The 20,661-nt window shown below is 47.4% G+C and carries 21 protein-coding genes; 15 read left to right on the top strand and 6 right to left on the bottom strand.

What is annotated here, in order from left to right; all coding sequences use genetic code 11:
* Positions 1–119 precede the first annotated feature (119 nt).
* A complete protein-coding gene (locus tag ACS5WU_RS13230; RefSeq protein ID WP_302761157.1) occupies positions 120–464 on the bottom strand; it encodes a GIY-YIG nuclease family protein in 345 nt (114 codons plus the stop codon).
* A 3-nt stretch (positions 465–467) separates the two neighbouring features.
* Positions 468–947 carry a DUF6530 family protein gene (locus tag ACS5WU_RS13225; RefSeq protein WP_046442325.1) on the bottom strand — a complete coding sequence of 160 codons (480 nt, stop codon included), beginning with the start codon at positions 945–947 and terminating at the stop codon, positions 468–470.
* A gap of 350 nt (positions 948–1,297) precedes the next feature.
* Between ACS5WU_RS13225 and ACS5WU_RS13220 the strand changes: the two genes are divergently transcribed.
* The 5 genes from ACS5WU_RS13220 to ACS5WU_RS13200 all read left to right on the top strand — a co-directional run bounded on the left by ACS5WU_RS13220 (position 1,298) and on the right by ACS5WU_RS13200 (position 4,528).
* Positions 1,298–1,951 carry an ABC transporter permease gene (locus tag ACS5WU_RS13220; protein WP_059108921.1) on the top strand — a complete coding sequence of 218 codons (654 nt, stop codon included), beginning with the start codon at positions 1,298–1,300 and terminating at the stop codon, positions 1,949–1,951.
* Positions 1,948–2,847 carry a glycine betaine ABC transporter substrate-binding protein gene (locus tag ACS5WU_RS13215; RefSeq protein ID WP_302761153.1) on the top strand — a complete coding sequence of 300 codons (900 nt, stop codon included), beginning with the start codon at positions 1,948–1,950 and terminating at the stop codon, positions 2,845–2,847. The genes ACS5WU_RS13220 and ACS5WU_RS13215 overlap by 4 nt, the downstream gene beginning before the upstream one ends.
* Positions 2,844–3,575, top strand: a complete 732-nt coding sequence (locus ACS5WU_RS13210; RefSeq protein ID WP_046442324.1) for an ATP-binding cassette domain-containing protein — start codon at positions 2,844–2,846, stop codon at positions 3,573–3,575. The genes ACS5WU_RS13215 and ACS5WU_RS13210 overlap by 4 nt, the downstream gene beginning before the upstream one ends.
* A gap of 76 nt (positions 3,576–3,651) precedes the next feature.
* The gene (locus ACS5WU_RS13205) at positions 3,652–4,059 is read left to right on the top strand and encodes a VOC family protein (RefSeq protein WP_059108919.1); all 408 of its coding nucleotides are present in this window, start codon (positions 3,652–3,654) and stop codon (positions 4,057–4,059) included.
* A gap of 172 nt (positions 4,060–4,231) precedes the next feature.
* A complete protein-coding gene (locus tag ACS5WU_RS13200) occupies positions 4,232–4,528 on the top strand; it encodes a winged helix-turn-helix domain-containing protein (RefSeq protein ID WP_052740157.1) in 297 nt (98 codons plus the stop codon).
* A gap of 55 nt (positions 4,529–4,583) precedes the next feature.
* On the opposite strand, the gene ACS5WU_RS13195 is transcribed toward ACS5WU_RS13200, so the two are convergent.
* Complete coding sequence (locus tag ACS5WU_RS13195) at positions 4,584–5,666, bottom strand: DUF4349 domain-containing protein (protein WP_046442322.1); 1,083 nt, start codon at positions 5,664–5,666, stop codon at positions 4,584–4,586.
* A 250-nt stretch (positions 5,667–5,916) separates the two neighbouring features.
* On the opposite strand from ACS5WU_RS13195, the gene ACS5WU_RS13190 reads away from it, so the two are divergent.
* Together ACS5WU_RS13190 and ACS5WU_RS13185 are read left to right on the top strand one after the other, a co-directional pair.
* Positions 5,917–6,609: a response regulator transcription factor gene (locus ACS5WU_RS13190; protein ID WP_046442321.1), complete on the top strand. Its 693-nt coding sequence runs from the start codon at positions 5,917–5,919 to the stop codon at positions 6,607–6,609.
* Complete coding sequence (locus ACS5WU_RS13185) at positions 6,578–8,947, top strand: sensor histidine kinase (RefSeq protein WP_302762073.1); 2,370 nt, start codon at positions 6,578–6,580, stop codon at positions 8,945–8,947. The genes ACS5WU_RS13190 and ACS5WU_RS13185 overlap by 32 nt, the downstream gene beginning before the upstream one ends.
* Positions 8,948–9,015: 68 nt before the next feature.
* Here ACS5WU_RS13185 and ACS5WU_RS13180 read toward each other — a convergent pair whose 3' ends face one another.
* On the bottom strand, positions 9,016–10,392 hold the full coding sequence (locus ACS5WU_RS13180) for an aldehyde dehydrogenase (protein WP_302762071.1): 1,377 nt from the start codon (positions 10,390–10,392) through the stop codon (positions 9,016–9,018).
* A gap of 189 nt (positions 10,393–10,581) precedes the next feature.
* Between ACS5WU_RS13180 and ACS5WU_RS13175 the strand changes: the two genes are divergently transcribed.
* A complete protein-coding gene (locus tag ACS5WU_RS13175) occupies positions 10,582–11,121 on the top strand; it encodes a ferritin family protein (RefSeq protein ID WP_046442318.1) in 540 nt (179 codons plus the stop codon).
* Between the two features lie 79 nt (positions 11,122–11,200).
* On the top strand, positions 11,201–11,821 hold the full coding sequence (locus ACS5WU_RS13170; RefSeq protein ID WP_235811568.1) for an HD domain-containing protein: 621 nt from the start codon (positions 11,201–11,203) through the stop codon (positions 11,819–11,821).
* A gap of 94 nt (positions 11,822–11,915) precedes the next feature.
* On the opposite strand, the gene ACS5WU_RS13165 is transcribed toward ACS5WU_RS13170, so the two are convergent.
* Positions 11,916–12,638, bottom strand: a complete 723-nt coding sequence (locus tag ACS5WU_RS13165) for a hypothetical protein (protein ID WP_465089194.1) — start codon at positions 12,636–12,638, stop codon at positions 11,916–11,918.
* 114 nt (positions 12,639–12,752) lie between these two features.
* Positions 12,753–13,475, bottom strand: a complete 723-nt coding sequence (locus tag ACS5WU_RS13160; RefSeq protein ID WP_052740153.1) for a GntR family transcriptional regulator — start codon at positions 13,473–13,475, stop codon at positions 12,753–12,755.
* Between the two features lie 246 nt (positions 13,476–13,721).
* On the opposite strand from ACS5WU_RS13160, the gene ACS5WU_RS13155 reads away from it, so the two are divergent.
* The 6 genes from ACS5WU_RS13155 (at position 13,722) to ACS5WU_RS13130 (ending at position 20,545) form a co-directional block, all read left to right on the top strand.
* Complete coding sequence (locus tag ACS5WU_RS13155; protein WP_046442316.1) at positions 13,722–14,675, top strand: carbohydrate kinase family protein; 954 nt, start codon at positions 13,722–13,724, stop codon at positions 14,673–14,675.
* Positions 14,676–14,689: 14 nt separating this feature from the next.
* A complete protein-coding gene (locus ACS5WU_RS13150; RefSeq protein WP_046442315.1) occupies positions 14,690–15,541 on the top strand; it encodes an amidohydrolase family protein in 852 nt (283 codons plus the stop codon).
* A 14-nt stretch (positions 15,542–15,555) separates the two neighbouring features.
* Complete coding sequence (locus tag ACS5WU_RS13145; protein ID WP_046442314.1) at positions 15,556–15,984, top strand: secondary thiamine-phosphate synthase enzyme YjbQ; 429 nt, start codon at positions 15,556–15,558, stop codon at positions 15,982–15,984.
* 44 nt (positions 15,985–16,028) lie between these two features.
* The gene (locus ACS5WU_RS13140) at positions 16,029–18,404 is read left to right on the top strand and encodes a glycyl radical protein (protein ID WP_302761841.1); all 2,376 of its coding nucleotides are present in this window, start codon (positions 16,029–16,031) and stop codon (positions 18,402–18,404) included.
* The gene (locus ACS5WU_RS13135) at positions 18,391–19,293 is read left to right on the top strand and encodes a glycyl-radical enzyme activating protein (protein ID WP_302761843.1); all 903 of its coding nucleotides are present in this window, start codon (positions 18,391–18,393) and stop codon (positions 19,291–19,293) included. Before ACS5WU_RS13140 ends, ACS5WU_RS13135 begins: the two co-directional genes overlap by 14 nt.
* 184 nt (positions 19,294–19,477) lie before the next feature.
* Positions 19,478–20,545: a sugar ABC transporter substrate-binding protein gene (locus ACS5WU_RS13130; RefSeq protein ID WP_046442311.1), complete on the top strand. Its 1,068-nt coding sequence runs from the start codon at positions 19,478–19,480 to the stop codon at positions 20,543–20,545.
* The last annotated feature ends 116 nt before the right edge of the window (positions 20,546–20,661 follow it).

Below are 20,661 nucleotides of genomic sequence, written 5' to 3'. Positions count from 1 at the left end.
TCAGGGACGTGCTGTCAATAAATCCGGGACAACTTAATCAAGAATTTGTGAAAAAATACGCAAGAAAACCGCTCCCAAAAATTCTTTTGGAAAGCGGCTTTCAAAGCGTTCTATAAATATTAGTACAGTGAGGATTGCGGGTATTGCGCACGGCGCAAAGAAAGCAGCCCTTCAAGGTCCTCCTGAAAAGAGGAAAGCGTCTGTGCATCCTTTTTTTCGATTTCGTCGAGCACCTCGAAGGTAAAGGTCTGTGCGCCATAGCGTTTCCACTCCTCCTGGAGTTTTGGATAGCTGCACAGATTTGTTTTGATACAAAAATCAAACTTATTTTTACTGCCTTCGAGGTTGGTTTCAGCGGCAAGCAGGCGCATACCGGTTTTGGTATTTGTGATCATATAGACTCCGCCGCTTATCTTGCGTTCCTTATACCCGGCAATCAATTCTTTTTTCTTTTGGGAGTCCATACGTCAGTACCCCATTTCCCGCAATGTACGGGCAAGGGTGCAGAGCCGTTCGCCCAAAAGCTCGCCATCCTCAGAAAGCGCCTGCTGAAACAGCTTAATATCTTCGTCGATCTTCTCGTTTTCCGTACAAACGGCCATGGTCATTGCGTCGCCCTGGAGCCCTACGCGTTCAAACTCCGGATGTTCCGGATCGTAAAACTTTGGATAACGGTATGCCTCGCGAAAGTACTTCATTGTATTACATACAAAAATGGCGAGGTCCAGCACACGGTGCAGGGGAAGCTCTTCGGACTGACGGGACCATTTTTGTCCGGTATATCTCCATATTTTTGCGGAGATGTCTACTTTGCCGCGGTCATTCCACTGGGCAAGCCCCGCAGACATTCCCTGAACATCCGTCTCGTATGCGTATTTTCCGTCTACTTTTGCATAGTCCTCGGCGACGATGACAGGTTTGTGTTTTAAATTTGTTGGTATCTTCATGATACATCTCCTTGCATATATTTAGTAAATTAGTAAATTACTAAATTCAAGTATAATGGGAAGGTTTGGATTTGTCAAGCATATTGATTTGCGTCGGCAGGAATCGGGCGGGAAGTTTATGTTGTAAAATGCAGCGGTATGTCGTGCGGTTAAATTGCATATCATTTATGATACGCGAAAAATAGCGGCAAAAAATTTTAAAAATAAAGACAGATATAACTTGTATGATCAAAGGTTTCCGGTGGGGTTTGTTTACCAAATGCCTTTGATTTCATTAAAAAAGTTGATATTATTTTGCGAATCGGGTTTAATAATAATAAAAGGCTAAATTTGATTGGAAGGGAAGGCCAATGATCGCAGAGGTATTTAATTTATACGCAACACGTTGGGACTTTTTCGGGGAATTGATTTTACAGCATCTGCAGTTATCTTTTATTGCGATAGGGCTTTCCGCTCTGATCGGCATTTTTTTTGGCATTGTAATTTCTGAGCATGCCAGGCTTTCGTTCCCTATTCTTGGAATAACAAATTTTATTTATACGATTCCGTCGATTGCCATGCTTGGTTTTTTGGTTCCGGCGACGGGCATCGGGGATATGACGGCGGTGATTGCGCTTACGGTTTACGGGCTGCTGCCCATGGTACGGAATACGCATACAGGAATTAAAAACATCTCTCCGGTGATTATAGAGGCGGGCAAGGGAATGGGCTCCACCAAAAGCCAGCTTTTATACAGGATCAAGATCCCGCTTGCAATGCCGGTTATCATAGCGGGCGCGCGCAATATGATCGTTATGACGATAGCACTGTGTGGTATCGCTTCTTTTGTTGGGGCGGGCGGTCTTGGCGTGGCAATTTATCGTGGAATTACAACGAACAATATGGCAATGACAGTGGCAGGCAGCCTCCTTATTGCGGCGCTTGCCCTTATTGCCGACTTTATAGCCGGAATTTTTGAAAAACGAATCTACAGGAAAATCAACGGGAAAGGCGAAACAAGATGAAAAAATGGAAATGGACGGCGCTGTTTCTGGCAGTGATAATGTGCGGTGCGGTGTTGATAAGCGGATGCTCCACCAAAAAAAGCGATACGATCAGGATCGCGACCAAGCCCATGACCGAGCAGTTTATATTAAGTGAAATGCTCGCCGCGCTGATTGAAAAGGATACCGATCTCAAGGTAGAGATCACGAAAGGTATCGCGGGCGGCACGGGAAATATCCACCCGGCAATGGTGAAGGGAGACTTTGACCTTTACCCGGAATATACCGGGACTGCGTGGACGGATGTGCTTAAAAATACCACGGTGGAATCGCCGGACGATATGTATCAAAAATTGCAGGAGCAGTATAAGGAACAGTTCGATATGGACTGGGTTGGGCTTTATGGCTTTAACAATACCTATACGCTTGCAGTAAGCAAGGATTTTGCCGGGAAAAACAGCCTGGAAAGCTTTTCAGACCTTGCGGCCCTGTCGCCTGACCTGAAATTTGGTGCGGAATATGATTTTTATGAACGCGAGGACGGTTACGATCCGCTGTGTGCGGCATACGGATTTGATTTTGCCTCCACAAAAGACCTTGACATCGGCATGAAATACAAGGCGATCGGCGAAGAACAGGTGGATGTAATCAACGCCTTTACGACGGACGGCCTCTTGGAGGTTTACGACCTGAAGACGCTCAAGGACGACAAAAATTTCTTCCAGTCGTATTATTGCGGCACAGTTGTGAGGCAGGAGGTGCTCGACGAGCATCCTGAGCTCAGGGACGTGCTGATGAAGATGGAAGGGATCCTCACGGATGAGGAAATGGCAAAGCTCAACTCCAGGGTGGATAACGACAAGGAAAACGAAAAAGATGTTGCAGTTGAATTCCTGCAGCAAAAAGGATTGTTATGAGTGAACAGATCATTGTATTTGAGCACGTAAAAAAACAATATGAGGAAAAATACGCATTAAGCGATTTTTCCTATGAAATCAAAAAAGGCGAATTTGTAGCGGTCGTCGGCGGCTCGGGCGGCGGAAAGACAACAATGCTTAAAATGATCAACGGCCTTTTGATGCCGGATGGCGGTAATGTGCACGTAAAAGGGCAGGATACCAAAGAAACAGACCTGATCGAGCTGCGGCGCGGGATTGGCTATGTCATCCAGGGCGGAGCGCTTTTTCCGCACCTCGATGTGCGCGAGAATATCGAATATGTGCCGCGCCTGCGTAAAAACAGCCTCTCGGAGGAACGGGTAGAGCAACTGCTGCAAATGGTGGCGCTGCCCAAAGACCTGATGCACCGTAACGTAAATGAGCTTTCCGGCGGCCAGCAGCAGCGTGTGGGGATTGCCCGCGCACTTGCGGCACAGCCGGATATCATCCTGATGGACGAGCCGTTTGGCGCGGTGGACGGTATTACGCGCAAGCAGTTACAGGACGAGATTTTGCATATCCACGAGCGGACGGGCGTGACGATCGTTTTTGTGACGCACGACCTGCGCGAGGCGGTACGGCTGGGGACAAGGCTGCTGATCCTGAACGAAGGAAAAATCGTCCAGCAGGGGACTCCGCAGCAGATCATAGACTATCCGGACGGGGAGTATGTGAAAAGGCTTTTGGAGCAGCTTGAATGTATTTGATTTTTTGCTTGCATGACCATAAAAAAAGTAATATTGTATAGTAAGGATCTGATAAAAGAAAAGGGGGATTTTTACTATGGCAAAAATGCAGGGGCTTGCCCATGTGGGCGTATTTATTACGGAGATTGGCAAATCCAGAAAATTCTATGAGGATGTGCTCGACTTTGAGACGATCTTTGAGGGCGGCATTACGGAAGCGGATGGTTCCTATACCAAAATTGCGTTTATCAAAAACGGCAATCTGGTTATAGAACTTGTGGAAACTGCAAATCCGCAAAAACGCCAGGATGGCTGGGTAGACCATATCGCGATTGCGGTAGAGGATATTGAGTCGGTAAGGAAGATGCTTGAAGATCGCGGTGTGGAGTTTGAAACAAAGGAAGTACTGTTTGGCGAATCGGTATTCCCAAACGGGACAAAATGGCTTACCTTCCGCGGGCCGGACGGAGAGCATTTGGAGATTAATGAAATCATGCCTTTTTAGGAAGGCGGCAAAGGACTGGCAGTGTTCCGTTTTTGCGATAAGAAAGGTATTTTCGAGACTTTCTTGTTAATGAAATATTTACAATTTTCTTCATGAAATGTGATTAGCTTATGCCCAAACAGATTATCAATATAACGGGTGGTATGCACAAAAGAAGAAAGGAAGGAACACTATGCGTATCATTGTAGATAATCTGGCGGTAGATATTGATAATCGGACGGTCGAGCGTGGCGATGAAAAGATCAAATTAACCGCGAAGGAGTATGAGGTTTTGAAATACCTTGCACTTCACAAAGATAAAATTGTTTCGCGCTCCGAGCTTTTGGAGCACGTTTGGGATTGCGATTACGATTGTTTCTCCAACGTAGTAGATGTATATATCAGATTTTTGAGGGCAAAAATCGATGACGGACATAATAAAAAACTGATCAAGACATTTCGGAAACAAGGATATTCTTTGACAGCTTAAACGCAATATAAAAAGAGGTATGCAGCGCATACCTCTTTTTTTGCCTTATGGCCGGTTATTTCTTATCGCCGTTGTTATCCGTTTTGGGCTCTTCGGGCCCTGGCACGGGAGCCTGCTGTTGCGGCGGTATTGGCGCTTGCTGCGGCGGCGCCATGGGGCGCATCGGCTGCTGCATATAAGGCTGCTGCTGGTAAACCGGCGGCCTGACGGGCTTTGGATGCTTCGCACGGTATTTTTTCATCAGGAAGCGTACAAGCTTTATGATCAGGAAAATAATCACAGCGAAAATCGCGATTACAATCAGCACCGGCGCTGCCGCCGCCCAGAAGATCGCGAAGTTTTCCATGAATTCGCCAACGCCGGACATTGACATTGCAAAGGCGTCGGAGGCGCGGTCGCCAAGCGGCTGTCCGTCGCTGCCGATGGTCTCCGGAGTGATCAGCTCCGTCAGGGATACGCTTACCGTTGCGTAATCCACGACATTATCCATATGGCGTTTGCTGCCCTGCAACTGCTCCAGCTCATAGATCGTATCCGCAAGCTGGTTTTCAATGGCAATCACGTCCTCTGTTTCGGTTGCGTTTTGCAAATGCGTCATCAGACGGTTTTTCCGTTCTTCCAACACGGCGATACGCGAATCGGTATCCGTATATTGGTCCGTAATGTCCGTTGCCGACTGTTGCTTGTTGGTCACCTCGCCAATTTCGGACAGGCGCTCCAGGAAACCGTCAAGCTGATCAACCGGCACGCGTAGTGTGAAGTAAGAGCTGCGTCCATAAATCCGGCTGCCATCGGACGGGATAGCGGTACTGTCCTCGTTTTCGATATAACCACCCACTGCCGTAAGCTCTGCTTTGATCTGGTCATAATCCGAATCGTATGCCTTTGTGTTGATGCTGAACGATGCGGAATAGGTCATCTTACGATTGGCATTTACGGGTGTATCCGCAAAGGCGTCCGTACTGCCTTCCCCTGTTTCCGCCTTTTCTGCGGAAGCCTCGGGAGCGCTCATAGCCTGCTCGGAATATCCTCCCGCGTCCATTGCGCTCGAGGAGACGTTTTCCGATGCCGGCGATTGTGCGGCGCACGCAGTCAAAAGCAGCGTTACACAAACGAGCAAAACAATCAGTTTTTTCATGTAATTCCCTCCAGTCTGTCAGTTAATTTTCATGATTATGGTAAGTAGAGTTAAAGAAATGTACCATTTATGAAGTTAACTTCATTATACAGGAATGACGCTTTTTGGCAAGCGCAGGGTATGAAGTTCATAATATGTTAAGAAATTCATTTGTTGTATCTTAAGATTTATTCGTTATAGTAAAGACAGTAAAAAACGAGAAGGCCGTATCTGTGGTATAATGAGATATCACGATACGGAGGTTTATGCAATGAAGATTCTGGTATGCGACGACGATAAAGAAATCGTGGATGCGATAGAGATTTATCTGGTCAATGAAGGATATGAGGTATTGAAGGCTTATGATGGCGCACAGGCTGTGAAATATGCGGAGGATGAAGAGATTCACCTCATCATTATGGATATCATGATGCCGGGAATGGATGGTATCCGGGCAACGATGAAGCTTCGCGAATATGCAAATATACCGGTGATCATGCTGAGCGCGAAGTCTGAAGACAACGATAAGATATTGGGGTTGAATTCCGGCGCGGACGACTACCTGACAAAGCCGTTTAATCCGCTCGAGCTTATGGCAAGAGTCAAATCGCAGCTGCGCAGGTATACGTCTCTTGGAAGCATGGCAACCGAAAAGGGCGTCATCCAGACCGGTGGGCTTGTGCTGGACGACATGAAAAAAACGGTGACGGTTGACGGGGAAATCGTAAAGCTGACACCCATGGAATATAAAATATTGCGGTATCTGATGCAGAATATGGAACGGGTTCTTTCCACAACGCAAATCTATGAGAGCGTATGGGACGAAAAGGCCGTAGGCGCTGAAAATACAATAGCGGTGCATATTCGAAGGATTCGGGAAAAGATAGAAATCAATCCGAAGGAACCGAAATATTTGAAGGTGGTATGGGGCATTGGATACAAAATCGATAAAATCAAAGTATGATATCAGGTTTAAGATCATAGCATGGGTACTTTGCCTCTTCTCGATGTGTTTCATTGCTTTTTCAGGCGTGAGGCTTGCCAAATATGATTCTTCAAACACGATTACCAGTGATAAATATGTTGAGAGTATGGAATATCTCACCACAATGACAGATTATGTGGAATCTGTAAACAAAGCATATTTCGGTTATGGCGAGGACGCCATGGCAACCGAGTTAAATAGTTATATTTCAACGCTCAGGAGCTCTTATGAATCAGAGCTCGGAAACATTCTTGGAAGTTCGGAATTGGAAGGTGAATATTATGAAGAGTATATGGCAAAGTTTAAGGAAGAGTTTGCAGCGCAGATTGACGGCAGCGAAGAAAGTGCGGCAGCTACATCAAAAGAGACGGTGGCGGGCGCGGATCAAAGCAAGTCTGATAGTCTGAGCGTTACCGCAGGAGAAAGCGGGGTGGCGTTTGCTGAAAGCGGAGCATCAGCGGACGGACTGCCTGCGCTGGACGAATATACGCAGCGTCAGGTGAACTCGGTCAACCAGAAGTATGCAAAGCTGCTTTCGGATGCGCCTGATTATATTAAAAACGAATATAAGGAAAAGCAGCAGCAGGCGCAGGACAACTTGGCAGAAAATAAAAATTACTATTTTGCAGTGGTGGAAAACGGCAAAGTTACACATACGAATGTTGAAAAAAATGATGCGGTTGCATGGATTGGAGACCTCGATTCCAACAAACAATTTTCTTGGAACGGCGTCCAGCCGGGGCTTTTTCAGGATTTGCCGCAGGATGACGGCTACCAGCGGACAACTACAGGTTCGGAAGCATATTTGTTGTCGGGCGGCGCAACGCCTATCTATGTGGGGATGTCCAACGATTTTTTCAAGCAAAGCATGGCTGACTATGCACAGACCTATCGGGCTTATCTCATTACGGTCATCTTTATGGTCGTATGTATCGTGATTTTTGCAGGAGCGTTTATCTGGCTTTTATATACAGCGGGCAGGTCTCCGCGCAACGACGATGTAAAAGTTGGGTTTATGGATTCCATATACCTTGACATCGGCGGGATAGGGCTACTGCTGATTGAATTTTTACTGGCAGCGCTCTTTACATCGGAGCGCGTATGGACGCCGGGCACGTGGAGCGCCGTCCAAGCGGTGCGGATTGCCATATATATCTCGATTGGGACGGCACTGCTCATTTTATGGAGCATGTCGGTTTCGCGCAGAGTAAAAAGGAAAGAAAATTATACTTTGGTAGGAAGAATTTTTACAGGCTTCAGGGATGCTTATGATAGAAGCGACGTAAAGTCAAAGGGAGTCGGATTTACAGTCTGGTATCTCGTTGGCGGGCTTGGCGTTGTGGGCCTCACCGTTTTATTTGGATTGCTGATGGGTGGAACCGGTATTTTTATCGGTCTGGTATTCCTTGCAATCTATCTTGCGGCGGCTTTGAAATATATCCTGCAAAAGGCGGCGGCCATCCGGGAGATTGCAAAAGGGATTTCCTGCATCAAGGAGGGTACGCTCAGCTATACGATTCCCAAAGGCGGAGGAAAGGAACTTGACGAGATAGCCTCCGGCATCGAGCACATTGCCGAGGGCTTTGAAGCGGCTGTGACGCATGAGGTGAAGTCTGAAAAGATGAAGACAGAGCTTATTACAAATGTATCGCACGACATCAAAACGCCGCTTACGTCTATTCTGACTTATGTGGACTTGCTTAAAAAAGAGAGCCTTACGAGCGAAAATGCTCCCAGATACCTTGAGGTTTTGGATATGAAATCAAAGCGTCTCAAATTCCTGACGGACGATTTGTTTGAAGCGGCGAAGGCGAGCAGCGGGGATATGACGGTCGATATGGCGCGCATGGAACTTGTACAGTTTATGGAGCAGGCGCTTGGCGAAATGTCTGACAAAATTGAAGGCTCAGGTCTTGAATTCGTTGTAGAGGCGCCACAAAAGGAAATGTTTGTGGAGGCCGACGGAAAGCTTTTGTGGCGCGTGATCGGAAACGTGCTCGACAATGCGATTAAATATGCGGCGGCAGGAACGCGCGTATATATCGATTTTGTGCAGACGGACGAAACAAACTGTGTTGTGGTGAAGAATGTGTCGCGCGATCCGCTCAATATGACGGAGGACGAACTGATGGAACGCTTTAAGCGCGGCGATGAATCAAGACACACGGAGGGTTCCGGACTTGGGCTGTCGATTGCAAAAAACTTTATGCAGATGATGAATGGCGAATTCCGGATCGAAATCGACGGAGACCTGTTCAAGGTGCGGATTTGTTTTCCCAAAGAGCAAATGCCGGAAATGCCGGGTGAAACAGGATAATAATATCGCAAATAAAAAAGAGCGGATTGCAGTCCGCTCTTTTTTGTATCTGTGGTGATAAGTTTTTTTTATTTTCCGATAAACTTCCGCAGTTTTTTGAATTTATCGGGCGTTCCCGGCAGATAGCGGATCGGAATGTCGATTTTATTGGATTTGTGCAAAATACTTTTGTAATGGCTAAAAGTGCGAAAGCTGTCTTTCCCGTGATATTCGCCCATACCGGAGGAACCCACGCCGCCAAATGGCATTTGCGAGGTTGCAACCTGAACGACGACGTCGTTGATGCAGCCGCCTCCATAGGCAACGTCTCTTAAAACACGCTTGACCGTTCCATGATCTTGCGAGAACAGGTAAAGCGCAAGCGGCTTCGGATGCTTTTGGATTTCTACGACCACGTCGTCAAGATTACGGAATTCCAGAACAGGAAGTAACGGACCGAAAATTTCTTCCTGCATGATCGGATGGTTATATTCTGCGTGGTCGATCACGGTGGGTTCGATTGTAAGGGAAGAATCGTCGCTTTTTCCGCCGATAAGGATTTCCTCGCCCTCCATAAGCCCGCGAAGCCTGTCATAATGCTTCTGGTTTATGATTCTTGGCAAATAAGCGCAGGACAGCGGATCGTCAGTATAAAATTCAGTGATAGCCGCCTGGAATTCCTGCAGGAATTCCGTCCTTACATCCGTATGCAGAAACAGATGGTCGGGAGCGACGCAGGTTTGGCCCGCGTTTAAAAATTTCCCCCACGCAATCCGTTTGGCTGCACGTTTTATGTCCGCAGTCTGATCCACGATACAGGGGCTCTTTCCACCGAGCTCGAGCGTGACGGGCGTGACGAATTTGGATGCTGATTCCATTACGAGCTTTCCAACCGTAATCCCGCCTGTGAAAAAAATGTAGTCAAAGTGCTGCTGGAGCAAATCCTGATTAGACTGCCTGCCACCCAAAACGACCTCGACATATTCCACCGGATAGATGGAATGAATGATATTTGCAATCACCTGCGAGGTATTGTGCGAATAATCGGATGGTTTGAGGATCGCTGTATTGCCGGCGGCAATGGCGCCCACAAGGGGCTCCAGCGTGAGCTGGAAGGGATAATTCCAGGGAGACATAATGAGACAAACCCCGTAAGGCTCCGGCAGAATAAAGCTTCTGGAGGGAAACTGGTCGATAGGCGTATGCACTTTTTGGGGCTTCATCCATTTTTTCAGGTGCTTCAGTGCATAAGAAATCTCGTCTAAAACAATGCCTACTTCTGTTTCATAGGCTTCAAAAGCACTTTTGTTCAGGTCGGCTTTCAAAGCGTCGAAAATTGCGGCCTCGTTTTTGACGACAGCCTGTTTCAGTTTTATAAGCGCATCCCTGCGAAATTCATAGTCCTTTGTTTGCCCCGTATAGAAATAGTTGTTTTGCATCGATACGATTGTTGCGGCGTGGCTCATTTTTTCTCGCCTCGTTTCTTTTTCTGATAGTTATTGATAACACGATTTTGCGGTTGGCAATCGTGTATTGGGAATTTGATAAAAAACAGGCAGAAAAAAGATTAAAATTTTTGTTTAAATACTTCCGAGACCGTGTATATTAAAATCGATGAGCTTTTTGCTCAATCGTATATTGGGAGGTATAAAGAAATGGTAAAGTATGTATGTCAGGTTTGCGGTTACACCGCGGAAGGCGAAAGGCCCGCTAAATGCCCACAGTGTGGTGCGGACGGTTCCAAATTCGATGAATTTGCAGGCGAACGCGTTTGGGCGGACGAGCACAAAATCGGTGTTGCGCAGGGACTTGACGAAGAAGTAGTTCAGGGGCTCAGAGAAAACTTCATGGGAGAATGCACTGAAGTTGGAATGTATCTTGCAATGGCAAGGCAGGCCGATAGAGAAGGCTATCCTGAGGTTGCGGAGACCTATAAAAGAGCGGCTTATGAAGAAGCGGATCACGCTTCCAGGTTTGCAGAATTGCTCGGCGAAGTTGTTTATGCCGATACGAAGAAAAACCTGCAGCTTCGCGCAGACGCTGAGTGCGGCGCAACAGCTGGCAAGCTCGCGCTTGCAAAACGCGCCAAAGAGCTTGGATACGATGCGATCCATGACACGGTTCATGAGATGGCTAAGGACGAAGCAAGACATGGTTGCGCATTCCAGGGACTGCTTGACAGAGTCGTAAAATAAGAATAATGTGGATCAATACGGGCGGCTGCGGCTGCCCGTATTTTTTATGCCTTTTTATGCCGGTACAGGATGTGTTATAATGAAAAAAACAAATGGAATGGCAGGGCATGGTATGATCAGTCAGGAGCTAATTGAGGAACAGAAAAAAGAATTCAGGGAGCTTTTGCTCGAAACGGGGCGCGAGAATATGGATTCCTTACTGGCGTGGCTTGAGGAGGAGACCGATTTTTATTCGGCTCCGGCGAGCACAAACAATCACGGTGCCTTTGACGGGGGATTGCTCATTCACAGCCTGAACGTATATAAAATCCTGAAAAATTTCAATAAAATGATCAAATGCGAGCGTGAAGATTCCATCGTGATCGCAGGGCTATTGCACGACGTATGCAAAACCAACTTTTATACCAGGGAAATTCGCAATGTAAAAACGCCGGGGAAAAGGGAATGGAATGAAAAAGAGGTCTATGCCATAAACGACGAACTTCCGTTCGGGCATGGCGAAAAATCCGTTTTTCTTTTGATGCGCCATATCCGCCTCACGGAAGAGGAAGCGATTGCGATCCGCTGGCATATGGGCGGATATGACGATGCGGCGCGAAGCTATATCGGCGGAAGGACGCAATCAAATGCCTTTCAAACTTATCGGCTCGCCCCGGCGCTTGCAATCGCGGATATGTACGCGACGTATTTTGCGGATTGAATCGGGCAACAATTAAATATTTTTGGAAATAAAAGGGCTGTCCTGTAATAATAAACGAAGGCAGCCCTTTGTTATACAGTTGATTCTGGCCAAATCAAACACGGTACAGCCGCTCTTCGCCGGCATTTTTATCCTGGTAGCCATATGCACTCAGTGCAAGCAACACAAGCGCAGGTAAATAGAATACCCATACAAAATAAGAGGTAATTTCGTTTAAAACGCTTCCGGGCGCGCCAAGATACATCAGGGCATTGTTTGCGTCGTTCAATATAAAAAATGTCATACCGACCTTAACCAGTGTTTTATTTGGCGTTGGAAGAGCGGAGCGGAAGCCGGAATGCGCGTCCATAAACAACAGAGCTGCATAAACGACAGACAGAATGTAGATATAGGGAAGTTGAAGGCCTATCAGCATTCCAATGGCATAAAAGGCCGACACAGCCAGCAGCAGGATCGGCCAAAGGGGAGAAGGTTTCTTTTGATAGCGGCGCATGAAGACAAGATGAGCAAAACCAAAGCATATAATGCCTAAATCCAGCTGTCTTGCAAACAGGAACAGGGCGTCTGCGCCAAGCACAAAAAAGAAGCCCGTAAGCAGAAGCGTGATATCCGCCTTACTGTAAGCGTGGCGCCAGCCTGCCAAAACGATCAGCAGGCAAAAAATATCGCCAAGATATTTAAAAGTAAGCGCAGCGGGTTCGCGCTCAGATACGCTGTCTGTAACAAGCATACCGGTATAAACGGCGATCAGGCAGAAGAGCAGCGCTACTATTTTTTTGTTTTTATACAGACGTGACATCGTAAGCATATTCCCCATAAACTGTTATATCGATACGATACACACAGGATATACGCCGTAAACGGTTTATATTAATAGAAGATAAAAAGTATAAAAAAACGCCCGCAATGCAGGCGTTGAAAATGGGCAGGCTCAGTTTGAAAGGTTGCGTCCCACCATATTGACGCTATAGCTGAATTGTCGTGAGTCCACGATCGTAATGGCGTATTCCACGGGAACGCTTTCCTTAAAAGAGGTACGGACGTTGATCAGCAAAGCCGCGCCCTCCTCGAGCTTCAGCTTTTCAGCCAGTTCCTTTGTGGCGTTGATTGCGGAAATCGTATCGGTAGCGGTATCGATCGTATAATTGAATTTGTATTCCAGAAAGGAATAAAGAGACACAAAATGACCCACGTCGTGCTCGAGGCCGGGAACCATGGAGTAGGGGATGTAGTTTGTAATGAGTGCAAACGGATCAGAGTTTGCGTAAACCGCCCGCTTGATACAAACTACCTTTTCCTTTTCAGAAATTTTCAGCTTTTCCGCAACTTCCTGCGTTGGATCTATTACCTCAATCGAACAATCGTTGAGCTGAATATCAAATCCTTTGTTTTTCAGCGCTTCCGTAAAAGAGGAAACATAATTCAGGCGTTGCGTGGCAGTACGGTTTACAACCATCGTACCTTTTCCAGGCTTGATAATCACATAACCGTCGTCAATCAAAAGCTTGACCGCCCGCCGTACGGTTATACGGCTTACCTGAAACATCTTTTCAAGCGCGTGCTCGGGCGGAAGCATATCGCCTACTTTATATACATGATTTTCAATCATTTCTTTTAGTCTGTTATAAACTGCTAGATAAGCGATTGTTTTCACTTTCAAAGCCCCCTGATCTATATAAATTCCAACCCATTTACATTATATCAAATTTATTACAAAATGTATTCTCAAAATATTAATTTCAAAAAATACAATTATGACGTATTGACATTATAATGTCATGATGTTATAATTCAATCATACTCAATTTTGAACAAAATATCAACAATAATTTAACCGGATATAGATAAATAAGATAGAGATAAAACAGATAAAAGAAACTCATGGAAAGGAACAGGAAAAGTGGGATTCGATATCATTACAATGGGGCCGCTCATTGTTGAAATCATCAGGATAGAACGAAACAGGACGTTTTGTGAGGCGGGCACGTTTGCAGGGCCGTTCCCAAGCGGGGATACTCCGATCTTTATCCATGCGGCGGCAAAGATGGGAATGAACTGCGGGTTTCTTGGTTCGGTTGGAGACGACGGCTTTGGTAAGTGCGTGTTCGACAGGATGAAGCATTCAGGAGTAGACATGACACATACGCTCGTTGTTCCGAATACTTATACGGGCTCCACATTTGTTTATTACAATGAAGACGATTCCAGAGACTTTATGTATCACCTCAAGGGCTCCGGCTCGGAAGTGATTTATGAAGGGGAAGTCGACAGGGAATATTTTAAAGATTGTAAATGGGTGCACTATACCGGATTTACGATGGAATCCTCGCCGCGTGCCAAGGAACTGGTATATAAAACGATGGAGGTTCTGGACAAAAACACCAAGGTGAGCTTTGATCCGAATCTGCGGCCGGGACACACGCAGGAAGAGATCATGGAAATGGTAGGGCCTGTGATCGAGCGGGCGGATCTGATCCTCCCCAGCAAAGGCGAGGCGAGCAAATTTTTTGGCGGGGACGATTATGACGGCTGTATGAAGTGGATGAAGCAGGGCAAAATGGTCGTCCAGAAACGCGGCGCAAAGGGCAGCAGGATTTTCTATCAGGGCGAAGTAACGGACGTGCCTTCCTTTGAAGCGACGGAGATCGATCCGACAGGCGCGGGCGATACGTTCTGCGCGGCGTTCCTTACTGGACTTGTGGATGGTAAAACACCGCAGGAAGCGGCGCGGTTTGCAAATGTGGCCGGCGGCTTTGCGATCAGTGCGATGGGGCCGATGGAAGGCGCTGTTGACAAAAATACGATTGAAGAATTTTTAAATTCAAATAAAACAAGAATTGAATTAACTCGTTAGGGAGGAAAACACGAATGATTATTGACGTTCACACACATCCTGCGTTTATCAAAGACATTTTTGATTTTTCGCACGAAACGGAAAAACGGAATATTTTTGGGCTGTATAAGGTACATGTAGAGCCGCTCGACTTGCACATCAAGCAGATGGATAACGCGGGAGTGGATAAAGAGGTGCTTTTGCCCCTTGATTCTTCCTGTAAATATAACGGTGAAGTGTTGATGCCGAACGAACTGATTAAAACGCTTGTAGATATGGCGCCGGACCGTTTTATCGGGTTTGCTTCTGTCGACCCGCACGATCCGAAGGCAGTGGAAAAATTGGAATATGCGGTAAAGGAGCTTGGTCTTCGTGGCTTAAAACTCAATCCTTCCTCTCAGGACTTTTATCCGAATGATAAAGCCGTATATCCGATTTATGAAAAAGCGCTGGAGCTTAATATTCCAATCATTTTCCACGCAGGAATGTCCTGGGAACCGAATGCGAATTCCAAATATTCGCAGCCGATCCACTTTGAGGATGTGGCAATCGATTTTCCGGAGTTGAAATTCTCGCTTGCGCACTTTGCATGGCCTTGGATGACGGAAGCGGCGATGCTGGCAGTTAAATATCCAAACGTATACGTCGATACAGCGCTTTTGTACTTCGACGCGCCGGTTTCGTTCTTTGAGCATTGTTTCTCCAAAGAGGTAAAGGCGACGTGGATCGACCGCAGCCTCAATACGAAGGTGATGTTTGGTTCAAACTATCCGCGGATCGAACAGCACAGGATGCGCAGCGCGCTCGAAGCAATCGGGCTGCGGGAAGAGATGCTTGCGCGTGTCCTCGGCGGGAATGCACAGGTATTCCTTGGGCTTGATAAATAAGGAGGAAGCGGGATATGGTTTTTTATAAAGATTTTGTGGTTTCAAGCGACGCGTTTGAAAAGATGATAAAGATTACGGACGAACTGAAAAAAGCGGTTGAGGAATCCGGCATCAAAAACGGACAGCTGCTTGCAGAAACAGCGCATACGACAACAGGCATCACGGTGAACGAGGGCCTTGAATGCCTTGAGCACGATATGATGCAGGTGATGCGAAAGGTAGTGCCGGTGAATGACGATTATGCGCACGCACATTTCCTGCCCACCTACGGAAGAACGTCTGCAAATGCGACGGGACACCTGCGCGGGATGCTGTTTGGAAACCATTGCCATTTTATTGTAAAAGACGGAAAGCTGGCCCTTGGGGCGGCGCAGGACGCTTACCTTGTGGAAATGGACGGGCCTCAGAACCGTAAAGTCATGATCAGCATCATTGGAGAATAATCAGGACAGACAAGAACGAGTTCCGGTCGGAAAGTAAGGTTAAAATGGATTGCACCTATACGAAAAACAGAATTCTGGATATTGAAATATCTGAGCGTATACGCAAACTGAAAGAAAAGGTTTTGGCGGAGCCGCGGTATATCTCAACTGAACAGGCATGTATCATCACAGATGTGTATCAGGAAAACGAAGATGTATCCGTACCGTTAAAACGTGCGCTTTCCTTTGCGGCTTCAGTAGACAATATCGAAATTAAAATTTATCCGGAAGAGGATATCGTGGGAAACCGTACCGCAGGCTCAAAAGCGGGCGTTATTTTCCCGGAGTCCGGCACGGCATGGCTCAGGGAAGAGCTTGATACGCTTGAAACCCGCGACCAGGATCGGTTTTCGGTCTATGGGAGAGATTATGATATTTGCCGCAAGGTGATTGAGCCATACTGGGATGACAAGGATACCCTTGAAAACGTTATTGAGAGAAAATACGGCGACCTGATGAAGAAGGTCGGCAAGGTTGTAAAAATCAACCAGACGGATCACGCACAGGGGCATATTTGCCCGGATGTGGAAAAATGGCTCAGGCTTGGCCCCAGCGGGCTTTACCAGGAGGTTCGCCAGAAAATGGCGGAAAATCCTGACCACAATGAATTTTACGGAAGCCTTGTGATCGTATTGCAGGCGGCGTGCCGCTTCATGATGCGCTACGCAGAGCTTGCGAAAAAAATGGCGGAAGACCTTGAAGGAGAAGATAAACAGCGGATGCTCGATGTCGCAGAGGTATGCGACAGGCTTTCCAGGGGCGGCGCGTATTCTTATCACAGCGCGCTGCAAAGCACATGGTTCCTGTTTGTGCTGCTGCAGATTGAGTCGAACGCATCGTCCTTTTCGCCGGGCAGACTGGATCAGATACTTTATCCCTACTATAAAAAGGACGTGGAAGCAGGCGTCAGCGAGGAACGAATCCTCGAGCTGACGGAAGGGCTTTGGCTTAAATTCAACCAGCTTGTATACCTGCGTTGCTACATGAGCGCACGTTATTTTGCGGGATTTCCAATCGGTTTTAATGTAGCGATTGGCGGAAAGCATCTGGACGGGACAGACGATTCCAACGAGCTTTCCTACATTTTCCTGGCAGCGCAAAACCACATCAGGCTGCCGCAGCCCAATCTTTCACTGCGCGCATACAACGAATCTCCGGCGGAGCTTTTGAGCGTATGTGTGGATACGATTGCAAAGGGCGGCGGAATGCCACAGATATTCAACGACGAGGTTGTCGTGGATGCGATGATCGATAAGGGCATCGACAAAAAGGACGCCGAAAATTATGCGATTGTCGGGTGTGTGGAGCTTACCACGCCGGGGAACAACCTTGGCTGGAGCGATGCTGCAATGTTCAACGTCGTCAAGGTGATTGAGCTTACGGTCAATAACGGCGTGTGCATGCTCACAGGCGAGCAGATTGGTCCCCAGACGGGTTATTTGACAGATTTTAAGAGCTTTGAAGAGTTCGAAAATGCTTTCCAGAAGCAAATCGACTATTTCATGGATATTATGATGGAAATCCACGCTTTTGTGGATGTGTGCCATGCCAGGGTGCTTCCGAGCGCGTTCCTTTCGAGCGTAATCTCGGATTGTATTGAAAAGGGTGTGGACGTTACGGCAGGGGGAGCGCATTATAATTTCTCCGGCATACAGTTCATACAGGCGGCAAATCTTGCGGACAGCCTTGCGGTATTAAAGCAACTTGTGTTCGATGAGAAACGGTTCAGCGCACAGCAAATGCTGGATATGCTGAGAAACAACTTTGAGGGCTACGAGCAGGAACGCCAGATACTGATCAACCAGGTTCCGAAATACGGCAACGACATTGAATGGGTAGACGCGATTGCGACCAAATGGACGGATTATTTCGCGGAAAAGCTCGACACCTATACCAACGTACGCGGCGGACGTGTGCAAATGGGGCTTTACACCGTATCGGCCCATGTGCCGATGGGGCTCAACGTGGCGGCGACGCCGGAAGGAAGGCTTGCAAAATCCCCCCTTGCGGACGGAGGGGTGTCGGCAATGTACGGCAGGGATAAAAACGGCCCTACGGCGCTCATCAATTCGGTTGCGCGCCTGAAGCACAACAATGCAAGCAACGGTTCGCTGCTGAACATGAAATTTTTACCATCGATGTTTGATACGGCGGAGGGTAAGAGCAAGTTTATCGCCCTCATACGCGGGCTTGTAAAGAAGAAGATCGCACATGTACAGATCAACGTGATGGATGCGGAAGAGCTCAAGGCAGCACAGAAAGAGCCGGACCAGCATACCAACCTGATCGTACGCGTGGCGGGATATACGGCATATTTTGTAGAGCTTGCCGATGACCTGCAGGACGAAATCATTGAGAGGACAGCGCATGGAGGGGACTAAGGGACTGATTTTTGAAATAAAAAGATTTGCGGTTCACGACGGCGAGGGCATACGCACAACAGTGTTCCTCAAAGGCTGCCCGCTCTCCTGTATCTGGTGTCACAATCCGGAAGGAATCAGCCAAAACAAATATATCTGGCAGAATAAAGGCGAATGTATCAAATGTGGAGCATGTATCGATGCCTGTCCGCAGGGAGCGCTCGTAATGACAGCCAATGGCATCATTTGCGACCATGGCAGGTGCAGGCTTTGTGGAAAGTGTGCAAAGGCTTGCCCGACGACGGCAATCAAATTTGACTCGCAGGAAATGACTGTGGAGCAAGTACTCGAAATCGTACGCAAGGACAGGGCGTTTTACGGAATCTCGGGCGGCGGGCTCACGCTTTCCGGCGGGGAACCGACGCAGCAGTATGAATTCGCATTAGCGCTGCTTGAAGCGGCAAAGAAGGAAGGCCTGCATACGGCGATTGAGACGTCGCTCTTCTGCAAGAGGGAAGTGCTGGAAAAATTTGTGCCGCTGGTCGACCATTTTTATACAGACATCAAGCTTTTTGACGGTCAGGAGCACCTTAAATATACGGGAGTACAAAATGAAGTAATCAAAGATAATTTCCGGTATCTTGCCGGGAAGGGTTGCACGATCACCTGCAGGATACCGGTGATTCCCGGATGTACGGATTCAGACGACAACATCAGCAAGATTGCAGAATTTGTGAGGGATACAAAGGGGAATATCAGCCTTGAGCTGATGGAATATAATCCGCTTGGAGCGGGAAAATACATCCGTCTTGGAAAAGAAAATGAACTGGCGGATGCCAAAAAGGATCACGATAACTATAAGAGGTTACAGAAACTGGCGAAGGAAACCGGCGTGCGATTGGTGGGTTAACCATCCGCGCCGGGAACCTGAGCAACCATAGGGTACAACTTTCGATTTCTATCAATACAATACGGTATTATCCATTATTTTTTCAGTCAGTCAGAAATAATCAAATTTTAATGATTTTCAGTTTTTTGCGTAAAAAACGCAGAAAATACACTATAACCTAACCATATTATTAGGAGGAAAAGAAATGAAAAAAAGCAAAATCTTAGCAACTGTAGTAGCTCTTATGCTGGTTGCGGCTCTCTTTGTAGGATGCAGCGGCACACCGGCGGCAAGTGAATCGCCTTCAACAGAAGCGTCAACGGAAGCAAGTGAATCTGCTTCGGCAGCAGCTTCTGAATCCGCTTCGGATGGCGGCGCAGCTTCAACAGGCGCAAAGAAAATCGGCGCATCCCTGCAGAACATGTCGAATCCGTACTTCATCGAAGTTGCGAACGGCATTGAAGCAAAGTGCAAAGAACTCGGCTGGGAAGTAACTGTTGTTGACGCAAACTATGATGTTGCAAAGCAGGTTTCCGACGTTGAGAACTTCCTCGCGCAGGGTATGGACGGATTGTTCATCTGCCCGATCGATGCAAACGCGCTCACAAGCGTTGTTGACAAAGCAAAAGCAGAGGGCATCCCGGTTGTAGCGCAGGCTCAGCTTGTTCCGAACGCTGACGCTCAGCTTACGATCGACGAGTACACCTACGGCGCTGCTATCGGCGAACAGGCTGCTGCATGGATCAATGAGAAGCTTGACGGCAAAGCAAACGTACTGATCATCTCCCAGGATAACGTGGAAGACGTTGTAAGAAGAGGCGACGGTATCGAAGAAACGATCCAGAAGCTGTGCCCGGAGGCAACGATCGTTGCACGTCAGGCCGGCGACTCCCCGGACGCTGCTATGACAGTTACGGAGAACACGCTGCAGGCACATCCGGAAGTAAACGTAATTGCCTGTGTAAATGACTCGAGCGCACTTGGCGCAAACGAAGCGATCAAAGGCATGAACTTCTCGCAGGACGTTCTTGACAACTTCTACGTAGGCGGCGCAGACGCTACGGAAGAAGCAGTTGCGAAGATCAAAGATACAAGCAACGTAATCCGTTCCACGATTGACATCACGCCTGCAAAATATGGTTCCATGGGCGTTGAGAAGCTCAAAGAATACATGGAGAACGGCGTGCCGTCCGAGCAGGAAGTAATCTACTACGAAACGACGCCGGTATGGCAGGGAGATCTCGTAGACGGAGCATTCAAGCCTGCTGCATAAGCAAAAGATTCATACCAATTCTATCTGAACAAACAATAGTCTGCGGCGGCGAAACTATCGCCGCCGCAGACTATCCATTTGTTCACATGTTTTACAAGTGCGGAAAATCCTTGCAA

The organism is Christensenella sp. KGMB01412 (assembly GCF_055522415.1).
Note: the sequence above shows the minus strand (reverse complement) of the source record. Positions and strands in the feature narration are given on the sequence as shown.